At 60.2% G+C, this 10,287-nt stretch carries 11 protein-coding genes; 10 read left to right on the forward strand and 1 reads right to left on the reverse strand.

Translation table 11 applies throughout. The annotated features are described in order from the left end of the window. Positions 1 to 58: 58 nt before the first annotated feature. The 9 genes from PLU72_06370 to PLU72_06410 all read left to right on the forward strand — a co-directional run bounded on the left by PLU72_06370 (position 59) and on the right by PLU72_06410 (position 8,365). Positions 59 to 1,168: a hypothetical protein gene (locus PLU72_06370; GenBank protein ID HOT27794.1), complete on the forward strand. Its 1,110-nt coding sequence runs from the start codon at positions 59 to 61 to the stop codon at positions 1,166 to 1,168. A 126-nt stretch (positions 1,169 to 1,294) separates the two neighbouring features. Next, the gene (locus PLU72_06375) at positions 1,295 to 2,209 is read left to right on the forward strand and encodes a DUF362 domain-containing protein (protein ID HOT27795.1); all 915 of its coding nucleotides are present in this window, start codon (positions 1,295 to 1,297) and stop codon (positions 2,207 to 2,209) included. A 317-nt stretch (positions 2,210 to 2,526) separates the two neighbouring features. Continuing rightward, positions 2,527 to 3,822, forward strand: coding sequence for a dihydroorotase family protein (locus PLU72_06380; GenBank protein HOT27796.1), 1,296 nt, complete (start codon positions 2,527 to 2,529; stop codon positions 3,820 to 3,822). Further along, positions 3,794 to 4,402 carry an orotate phosphoribosyltransferase gene (gene pyrE, locus PLU72_06385; GenBank protein HOT27797.1) on the forward strand — a complete coding sequence of 203 codons (609 nt, stop codon included), beginning with the start codon at positions 3,794 to 3,796 and terminating at the stop codon, positions 4,400 to 4,402. Before PLU72_06380 ends, pyrE begins: the two co-directional genes overlap by 29 nt. Then, positions 4,399 to 5,094: an orotidine 5'-phosphate decarboxylase gene (locus tag PLU72_06390; GenBank protein ID HOT27798.1), complete on the forward strand. Its 696-nt coding sequence runs from the start codon at positions 4,399 to 4,401 to the stop codon at positions 5,092 to 5,094. Before pyrE ends, PLU72_06390 begins: the two co-directional genes overlap by 4 nt. Beyond that, complete coding sequence (gene pyrB, locus PLU72_06395; GenBank protein HOT27799.1) at positions 5,091 to 6,014, forward strand: aspartate carbamoyltransferase; 924 nt, start codon at positions 5,091 to 5,093, stop codon at positions 6,012 to 6,014. The genes PLU72_06390 and pyrB overlap by 4 nt, the downstream gene beginning before the upstream one ends. Then, on the forward strand, positions 6,011 to 6,499 hold the full coding sequence (locus tag PLU72_06400; GenBank protein HOT27800.1) for an aspartate carbamoyltransferase regulatory subunit: 489 nt from the start codon (positions 6,011 to 6,013) through the stop codon (positions 6,497 to 6,499). The genes pyrB and PLU72_06400 overlap by 4 nt, the downstream gene beginning before the upstream one ends. Positions 6,500 to 6,657: 158 nt before the next feature. Next, the gene (locus tag PLU72_06405) at positions 6,658 to 7,593 is read left to right on the forward strand and encodes a dihydroorotate dehydrogenase (protein ID HOT27801.1); all 936 of its coding nucleotides are present in this window, start codon (positions 6,658 to 6,660) and stop codon (positions 7,591 to 7,593) included. After that, a complete protein-coding gene (locus PLU72_06410; protein HOT27802.1) occupies positions 7,583 to 8,365 on the forward strand; it encodes a dihydroorotate dehydrogenase electron transfer subunit in 783 nt (260 codons plus the stop codon). Before PLU72_06405 ends, PLU72_06410 begins: the two co-directional genes overlap by 11 nt. Positions 8,366 to 8,594: 229 nt before the next feature. On the opposite strand, the gene PLU72_06415 is transcribed toward PLU72_06410, so the two are convergent. Beyond that, the gene (locus PLU72_06415; GenBank protein HOT27803.1) at positions 8,595 to 9,806 is read right to left on the reverse strand and encodes an alpha/beta hydrolase-fold protein; all 1,212 of its coding nucleotides are present in this window, start codon (positions 9,804 to 9,806) and stop codon (positions 8,595 to 8,597) included. A 255-nt stretch (positions 9,807 to 10,061) separates the two neighbouring features. On the opposite strand from PLU72_06415, the gene PLU72_06420 reads away from it, so the two are divergent. After that, a partial coding sequence (locus tag PLU72_06420) for a hypothetical protein (GenBank protein HOT27804.1) occupies positions 10,062 to 10,287 on the forward strand: 226 nt, incomplete at its 3' end.

A 10,287-nucleotide genomic window follows, 5' to 3' on the forward strand; every position in this document is an offset into this window, starting at 1 on the left:
AAAACGCCCGCCGGGCTTATCATGCCGGCGGGCGCATTTTTTCCACGGGAGTCACGGCATGAGCGAATCGACCATCACCGCCTGGGTGGTTCCTTCGGGGAATCTCACCTTCGCAACGCAGGCGAACCGGCGCAGTCTTTACATTTTACTAAGTATTATATCTCTTGCCCTTCTTCTTGCCGCGGCAGGCACGGGGGCGTTCGCGCAGAACACGCCGGCCGGCGGTCTCGCTTCCCCACCCCTCGATCTGCTTTCCATCCGGAAGGCGGCGGAGGAAATATCGGGAGATCACCAGAAGGTCAAGGTCGGGTTCTACTTCAATTCGGCGGGCAAGATCGACTTCCAGACATCGAGCCTCCCGCTCGATTTCTATATGTGGATGATGTATCGGGGCACGGAAGAGCCGAAGTTCGAGTTCATGAACTGCCGCATGACGACGATCGAGAAGCAGGAGGAGCACAAACCCTACGCGGGAACCGACGTGAACTACATGGTGTTCAAGGTCTCCGGCCTGTTCGACCAGAACATCGATTACCGCAACTACCCGTTCGATTCGTTCACCCTTCGCGTGCTTCTCGAGGACGTCGAGCAGGAGTTCGAGCTTCGTGAGTATATTCCCGACGAGAAAGACTCGGCCCTCGACCCGGCGTTTCATCTGGTCGGCTGGGACATCCGCAATTTCCGCATCGTGAGCGGCATGCACGAGTATGCCACGTCGTTCGGTCTTCAGAGCGAAAAGCGCGACAGATACTCGCAGATCGCGGCCGAGATCGACGTCTCGCGTCTCAACCCGATCATCTTCGCCAAGACCACCGCGCCGGCGATCATCTTCCTTCTCATCGCGTCGCTCGGCTCGCTGCTGCCGCTCGAACAGATTTCCCAGAAGATCAGCCTGGCGGTCGCCGCCCTGTTCAGTTCGGTCGCGTATCACATCAATCTGTCGCAGGGCCTGCCGCCCCTCAGCTACCTCACGTTCATCGACCGGATGATGATCGCGAATTACACGATCATCTTCCTCTGCCTGCTGTTCTCGGTCGGCACCCATCTCGCGAACAAAAATGAACTCCCACGCATCGAAACGCTTCTGACGCTTGCATCGCGTTTTTTGATCCCCGTTCTCGTCATAGCGGACTTGTACATGCTTCTGTCGAACTGCAGGATGATCTGAACGCCTTTCCCCTCGGTCGGCGCGGGCGTTTCACGATCCGCCCGGAATGCGCCTTGAGACCAATTTGCGTCTCAACCTGCTGAGCGGATACACTATGCGTTGAGACCCAACAGGAGGATGAACACGATGAAGAGGCGCGATTTCCTGAAAATGGCGGCCGGTGCCGCGGCCGCCGTTGCTCTCGGCCCGATGATTTCCGGGGGGACCTCCCTGTTCGCCGCCGACGACGCGGCGCTTCCGCCATCGGTCTGGGTCGAAGGCGGGGAACCGGAGGCCATGTTGAAGGCCGCGCTGGATGCGTACGGCGGCATGGGCCGCTTCGTCAGCCCGGGCGACGTCGTCGTGGTGAAGCCGAACATCGGCTGGGACCGCGCTCCCGAACTCGCCGGCAACACCAATCCCGACCTCGTGGCCGGCGTTGTGAAGGCCTGCCTCGAAGCCGGCGCGAAGAAGGTGAAGGTGTTCGACCGCACCTGCGCCAACCCTCTGCGATGCTACGCCAGCAGCCTCATCGAGGAAAAGGCGGCCGATGCGGGCGCCGAAGTCGCGCACATCGACGATGCCGGTTTCGTCGAGCATCCCCTGCCGAACGGGAAGGTCCTGAAAAAATGGCCCCTGTATCGCGAGTTTCTCGAAGCGAACAAGGTCATCAACGTCCCGATCGCCAAGCATCACGGCATGGCGACCGTCACCCTCGGCCTCAAGAACCTGATGGGCATCATGGGCAGCTCTCGCGGCAACCTGCACGAGAATTTCCAGCAGAAGATCGTCGATATAACGACGCATATTCTTCCGACCCTGACGATCATCGACGCCTACCGCATCCTCATGGCCCATGGCCCGTCCGGCGGCAACCCCGCCGATGTGAAAATGGCGAAAGCTCTGATCATGAGCCCCTGCACGGTGACGGCCGACGTCACGGCGCTGCCCCTCTTCGGCCATGAGCTCGATACCATCCCTTACCTCAAGGAAGCCGTCGCACGCGGCCTCGCTAAAACCGACATCGCCGCCCTCCAGCCGAAGAAGATCGTTCTTCAGTGATCCCCCGTTCCGGCGCGCATTCTTGACATCCCCGAATGCGGCATGATATGAAGCGTTCACCTTGAAGAGAGGCCGGAACGATCGCTACATGAAGGGATTCTTCATCGAAGTCGGCAACCCGTCGGGGGGCAGGTCATGAGACGATACGCCTGCCCGCGATCGATACCTCTTCCGTATCGTCGTCACAAGGCAGGCGTCTCATCCGCTGCGCGAGACCTCTCGTGCTCTCCTCTGATCCTGGCATACATCCCCGGTGAACGGTCCGGTTCACCGGGGATGTTTCTTCATGCGGCCTTTCGCATTGGGGAAGCGCGCGAATGCTGATCCGAAACGCCCGCTGGCTCGACAACAACGGGAATGTCCGTTCCGGCTCGATCCGGATCGAGGGCCAGGCGGTTCATTCGCTGGGAGTCGAGACGCCGGATGACGATGCCGGCAGTGAGATCTTCGACGCCGCCGGCCTTCTCGCACTTCCCGGGCTGATCGACGCGCACACGCATTTCCGCGAACCGGGCGGCTGCCCCAAGGAGGGTATCGCCAACGGAAGCCGCGCCGCCCTCGCCGGGGGCGTGACCACCGTTCTCGACATGCCCAACAATCGACCGACCTGCTCGACCCCAGCGCGGCTCGAAGCGAAGAAATCCCTGTTCCGTCGCAAGTGTCGGACGAACTGGGGCCTCCACATCCTCGCCTCGACCACCGCGCCGGTCCCCGAGGCGATCGCCTCGGCGAAGGTGTTCATGTCGCCGTCGGGGCAGGCGCGCGCCGTCGTCTCCGTGGATGAGCTGGCCACGATCTTCGTCAGATATCCCCGGGTGACGATCCACGCGGAAGACGCCTCGGAGTTTCCGCAGGGCACGAACCTGCGCCACCATCTCGCGAGGCCACGCTCCGCTATAGTCAATGCTTTACGAAAGATTGAGACAGCCTACGAAAAACTCGACGCTCGGCAGAGGCCGCGCCTGGCGCTCTGCCACATCTCGACGCGCGAAGAGGTGGAATGGCTGAGAACCGTGAAGCGCCGAGGCTGGGACGTGTGGGGCGAAACCTGCCCTCACTACCTGTTCTTCACGCAAACCGACCAGCAGCGAGCCGGCCCGGTGCTGCAGGCGAACCCGCCGCTTCGCGGCACGGAGGACCGCGCCGCCCTTCTGGAAGCTCTTGCCGATGGCACGATTGACTACATCTCGACCGACCATGCCCCGCACCTGCCGGGCGAGAAAGCATCCGTCAGGCCGCCCTCCGGCATTGCCTCGATCGAGTGGTTCCTGCCGCTGCTCGCGTCCCTCGCGGACCGCGGTTCGATCTCCTGGAAGCGCCTGCTTCAGATCGCCTGCGAAAATCCCACCCGCTGTTTCGATATCCCGCTCCGGAACGGCATCAAGCCGGGGAATATCGCCGACATCGTCTTCATCTCGCCGGCCGGCGCCTATCTTCCCGATCGGAAGATCGTCACCCGGGCGCAGGTCAATCCGTATGCGGGCTTCACGTTCACCCGCCGCGTCGAGGCGGTGCTGGTGAACGGAGCCTGGGCATACAGCCGCAGAATATATATCAATAACTCTTCTATTTCACGGGAGGCATATGAACAGTTTCAAACGGGTCATCGTTGAGTTCCTGATCGAATGCGGCGCCTTGACGTTCGGCGAGTTCAGGCTGAAGTCCGGCAGGATGTCCCCGTTCTTCATCAACATCGGCTGTGTCAGTTCGGGCAAGCGTCTCGATTTCCTCGGCGATGCCCTGGCACAGGCCATCAACGCGGAGTTTCCCGACGTCAGCCTCCTGTTCGGACCGGCCTACAAGGGCATCTCGCTCGCCACGGCCGTTGCCGGGGCCTACTGGCGGCGCTACGGGAAAGACCTCGCCGTCTGCTTCGACCGCAAGGAGGCCAAAGACCACGGCGAAGGCGGCAACCTGATCGGGACGATTCCCTCGCCCGCCGACAAGATCGTCATCATCGACGACGTGCTGAGCGACGGGGCGACAAAAGTCATTGCTATACAATCGATCGAACGAGCATTCAAGGTGAAACCCCTCGGCGTGGCGATCGCGGTCAACCGCGCCCCGAAGTCGTCTTCGGTTCCGTTCAAAGCCGTATCCCTGATCGACCTCGGCGATGTCCGCGAGTATCTCACCGAAACCGGCGACGCCCGCGCTGGCGTCGTACAAACATTCTGGGAGACCGCATCATGAAAAAAATCTTTCGCGTCATTCCTTCCCTCGACTGTACCGATCTGACGCGGGCGGTCAACCTCGTCGAGCAGGTCGCCGCCTCCGACATGGTGTACGGCTACAAGATCGGGTTTGCCCTCGGCCTCGCCTGCGGCATTCCCGAAACGGTCAAAGCGATCCGGTCCGTCTCCGACAAGCCGATCATCTACGATCACCAGAAGGGCGGCACCGACATTCCCGACACCGCGCCCCTCTTCGCCGACGTCATGAGCACGGGCGGCGTCGATGAGGCGATTCTCTTCCCGCTGACGGGCCCTGAAACGATGAAAGCCTGGATCGCGGCCCTGAAGGAGCGGTCGATCAAGGTCATCGTCGGAAGCGTCATGACCCACAAGGCCTACCTCATGTCGGAAGGCGGGTTCATTCCCGATACGGCCGTGAAAACGATCTTTGAGACTGCCAGGAATGAGGGAGTAAACGCGTTCGTCGTTCCCCTGACCAAGCCCGAGAAAACGGAAGAACTCATCTCCCAATGCACGTTCGGCCCGGACACCGAGTTCTACTCCCCCGGTCTCGGGCATCAGCAAGGCGACGCGGCCAGGTTCGGCTTCATCAAACGCCACTATCTCATCGTCGGCCGCAGGCTGTTGAACGCACCGGATCCGCTGAACTGGATCCAGTCTCTCGAAAAGGATTTGTCTGCATATATATGAAGAAAGATTTGATCTCGATCGAAGATTTGAACAAACAGAAGCTCGTCCAGTATCTGAACCTGGCCGAAAAGATGGAACGTCTGCCCGACGCGGAAAAGCGGACCATGCTGGCGGGAAAGATTCTTGCCGTCCTGTTCTTCGAGCCGAGCACCCGGACCCGCCTGAGCTTCGAGGCGGCCATGCAGCGGCTGGGCGGTTCGGTCATCGGGTTTTCCGAATCGGGTGGTTCGTCGGTCAGCAAAGGGGAAACGATCAAGGATACGATCTGCACCGTCGAGAACTACGCGGATGCGATCGTCATCCGCCACCACAAGGAAGGAACGGCCCGCCTGGCTGCCGAATCGTGCAGGGTTCCGGTCATCAATGCCGGCGACGGCGCGAACCAGCATCCGACCCAGACGCTGCTGGACCTCTACACGATCCAGAAGATCCGCGGAAAGTTCGATGGCCTGCGAATCGCAATGGCGGGAGATCTGAAATACTCTCGAACCATCCATTCCCTCATCCAGGCACTCGCCAAGTTCGACAACGTCCACGTCCACCTCGTATCGCCGGAAAGCCTGAAGCTTCCCGAGCACATCAAGCGGAGTATCGAGGGCAAAGCCATCACCTGGCACGAGGACGGGAACATCGTCGAATCCGTCACATCCTGCGACATTCTCTACATGACCCGCATTCAGCGTGAGCGTTTTCCCGACGCGCTCGAATACGAAAAAGTCAAAGACTCGTTCTGCGTCGACCGGAATCTGCTGAAGAACGCGCAACCGCATCTCAAGGTCCTGCATCCGCTTCCCCGCGTGAACGAGATCCACCCGGACGTCGATTCCACGCCCTTCGCAGGCTATTTCGAGCAGGTGAAGAACGGCCTCATCATGCGCCAGGCGATTCTGTTCCACCTGATTGGAGGCTTGAACACATGACCAGCGCCAACGTGCTTCTCATCCCGAAGATCGAGAACGGCATCGTCATCGACCATATTCCCGCAGGCCTGGGCAGCGAAATCCTGCACATTCTTTCCTACCACCCTGAACTCGCCGGAACGCCCATCACCTTCGGACTCAATTATCAGAGCAGGCGCCTCGGAAAGAAGGACCTGATCAAGCTCCAGATCACCGAGCTTCCGCCGAGATTTCTGAGTCACCTGTCCATCATCGCCCCGGGCGTGACCGTCAAGCGCATCAAGGATTTCAAGGTCGACCGCAAGATCATCCTCGATCCGCCTGAAATCATCGAAGGCATCCTGAAGTGCCCCAACCCGAACTGCGTCACCAACTTCGAGTGCCACGTCCGAACCAGCTTCCACTGTCTGGAAACGTCCCCCCTCAGGTTCCGCTGCAACTTCTGCGAACGCCTCTTCGCCGTCGACGAACTCGAACCAACCCTCCAACCCCGCGAACCCGCCTGACACCGGTGCCTCGTAGGGGCGGGTTTGAAACCCGCCCCTACAACCAACCTGACAAGGATCAATGCGCAATATATATAACTATATAATATTTTGCTTATATATTATACGTATTTCAGCTACTGGTCATTCACATTCAAAATGAACAATGAGGATCAGGAATGAATTTGAACAGGGTGAAGGTTGCACTGGCCGGTCTCGAACTGGCGTCGCCACTTGTGCTGTCGTCGGGAATTCTCGGCATGTCTGCCTCGTCGCTCGGCCTTGCGGCAAAACACGGCGCAGGCGCTGTGACCGCGAAATCGTGCGGCATGTCGGAGCGGTCGGGCCACAAATGCCCGAGCGTTCTTCCGTTTGAACATGGCATCCTCAACGCCGTCGGCCTCTCGAACCCCGGCGTGGACGTGATGTCGCAGGAAATCTCCGAGTATCGGAAGAGGTTCGGCGGCAAGGCTCCCGTCATCGCGTCGATCTTCGGCGCGAGTGTCGAAGAGTTCGGAGAGGTCGCCGAACGAATGGCCGTGGCCGAGCCGGACATGATCGAAGTGAACGTCTCGTGCCCGAACGTCGCGTCGGAGTTCGGCCAGCCGTTCGGGGCCGATCCCGCGGCCTGCGCGCGCATCACCTCGCTCGTAAAGCGCAAAGCAGGCAGGATTCCCGTTTCCGTCAAACTGACCTCGGCCTGCGCCTCGATCGGCACGATGGCGAAGGTCTGCGAAGACAACGGCGCGGACGCGATCACGGCGATCAACTCGATCGGACCGGGCATGCTGATCGACCTGAACGTCAGAAAGCCGGTTCTCTCGAACAAAACGGGCGGCGTTTCCGGGGCCTGCATTCTGCCCATCGCCGTCAGATGCGTTTGGGAGATCTACCGCTCCGTCAACATTCCGATCATCGGCGGCGGCGGCGTGACGCAGGCATCGGATGCCCTGCAATTGATCATGGCCGGCGCATCGGCCGTCGGGATTGGCTCCGCTGTATACAAGCCGGGGTTGTCGGTGTTCGACCGCATCAACAGGGGAATCATGGAATATATCAAAGGCAACGCTATACAATCACTTTCATCACTCATCGGAGCAGCCCATGTCGCATAACATGCAGACGTTTCCGATCGCAAACGTCGTCACTCATCACGACGGCCTGAAGAGTTTCTATGTCGAACGTCCGTTCACCGTCAAACCCGGCCAGTTCGTGACGATGTGGCTTCCCGGCATCGACGAGAAGCCGTTTTCCGTCTCGGACATGACGGACGAGCATCTCGAGATAACGGTCAAGGCCGTCGGCCCGTTCACGAAAGAGCTGATGAACCGCCGGAAAGGCGAGTATGTCGGCCTGCGCGGACCCTTCGGAAAAGGCTTTTCCCTGAAGGACGACACGCTGCTGGTCGGCGGCGGCATCGGCATGGCCCCGCTCCGCTTCCTGGCGCGGGCTCTCAGGGCAGGCGGCAAGCGATTCCGCCTGCTCTTCGGCGTCCGCACCGCCGCCGATCTTCCATTTCTGGAGTTTTATCGCTCTCTCCCCGGCTGCACGATCGTGTCCGAAGACGTTTCTCTCGGAAACAAAGGACTAGTCACCACGTTCATGGATTCCATCATCGAAGAGGGCCGGATCAGCCACATCAGCGCCGCAGGCCCGGAACCAATGCTGATGGCCGTGCGCGACCTGTCCGAGTCACGGCATCTACCGTACGAACTGTCGTTCGAACGTTACATGAAATGCGGCATCGGCATCTGCGGCCAGTGCTGCATGGACGGTTCCGGCCTGCGCCTCTGCATCGACGGCCCCGTCCTCGATGCAAGGAAACTCGCCGATATCACCGAAATCGGTCTACCCCACCGCACCGCCTCCGGCCGGAAGCCTTATTGAGTCGTGCAGAATGAATACTCACCGTTCGCCCTGAGGTATCGAAGGGCAACCGTTCGAAACAACGCATGAGCGCCGGTTTGTGCTTCGATACCTCAATCCTCGCTCGTTTTTTCAGGGAAGCAAAGACGCCGGAAATGCCAAGAATCCGTGGCTCAACAACGCAGCACTCGCCCGCCTTGAATGCGTCCTTTCCACGTCACCCGATCCGTCTCCGGAAATCCGCCGCGGCTCAAGGCCGGGGCCGCCTCTCTGCCGGGCCGAAGAGGAACAACAGCGGATGGGATACTCGCTGACGCCAGGAAGCTTCGTTGTGGGCCGCCCCGGGAATCTCGGTGTAGCGATATCCCGGAAACAAGGGGAACGCCTTCCGAAGGGCCGCGTCGAACCTCCGGCTGAAGTCGATGGCCTCCTCGCCTTCGGCGGTTCCCATGTCCACCCACAGGCGGGTGGCGGCGGGCTCAAACGGCCGAGCCAGGGTCCAGGGGATGATCCCCCCTTCCGCCCACCAGAACGATGGGGACATGGCGATGATCCCTCCGAACATCTGCCGGTACCTGAGCCCGAGGTAGACCGAGATCAACCCTCCGAGCGACGACCCGCCCAGACAGGTGCCTTCCCGGTCCTTTCTGGTGCGGAACCGGCGATCGATGTCAGGTTTCAGTTCTTCGACGAGAAATCGCCCGTAACGATCCCCCCAACCGCCGCCGTGCTTCGGATCGGGAAACGGGGTGTATTCGCTCATCCGGTCGGCTGTGTTGCCGATGCCGACGACGATGATCTCCTGCATCTGGCCGGTGCGGTAGAGATAGTCCAGCGTTTCGTCCACACCCCAATCCACCCCGCCGAACGAGGTGCCGGGATCGAACAGGTTCCCGCCGTCGTGCAGGTAGAGGACCGGATACCGGCGGCTCCTGGAGGCCGGCAGCCCATACGACGGCGGCAGGAGAACCACCACGTCGCGGGGCCGGGGTAGGTGCTTCGACGGCACCTGTCGCAGGATCTCGAACGCTCCGGTGATCTGGGGGGGCGCCGCCCCGATCTGGTCCGCCCAGGCGGCAACCTGGAACGAAGCCGTGGCTATCAGGCCTCCGGGGACCCGGAACGTCCGGTTGGGAATCTCCAGGCCATTGGCAGCCTTCTCCACCCGGGAAAAGTCCCCCCGGGTGAACTTGAACTCCAGTACGGTTCCGGGAGCGAAGCGCCCCTCGTATCCGAAAGTCCTGTTCCCCAGCTTTCGCAGAGTCACTCCCGAACCTTTCCAGGCGCCCAGCTCCGGAAGGTTGCCGACGAGGAAAATTCCATCGGTTCCGGGGGTGGAAGCCGGGACGCTCACCTCGAACCGGACTAGGGTTTCCCGGGAGGCGGCCTCTGCGGCAAGGCAACAGGCCAGCAGCGTCAGAATGAGCACAAGTGTTCGGGGGAACAGGCGTCGGTCGATCATGGGGATTCCTTTCGGAGGATATCTTCTCGCAGAAGTATACCGCAGATTGCCCCACGGCCGAAGGGAGTACTGTTTGCCTACAGAGGGAATACTATACTATATTGTATTTATACCTCAGTCGAGGCCTTGAAATGGAGGTATGTTCAGAGTGTGGCGTTGCTCACGTTTGCGACCACTTATTTCATGTTCCACAACCGAGATGTTTGGTAGAATGGTGGAAACGCATGGAAAGCTTTTTGTAGACAGGAGATCGTTATGCGAACCATCCGCAGTCTCGTCATCCCGGTCATTCTTCTGTTTCTGGCACTGGCATCGGTCTCTGCTGAAGCGGCAGGCGGCTGCCGGATCGACCGGTGGTTCATTTTCGGAACGAATCTCGCCTGGTTCAACAACGCCTACGGCTGCGACATCGGCGTGAATCATGCGGGTTCCTCGCTATTTTACGTGGGTAGACCAAAATTTAGCTTTCCAGCAATCAGGT

This window comes from Candidatus Ozemobacteraceae bacterium (assembly GCA_035373905.1).
Taxonomy (GTDB): Bacteria; Muiribacteriota; Ozemobacteria; order Ozemobacterales; family Ozemobacteraceae; genus MWAR01.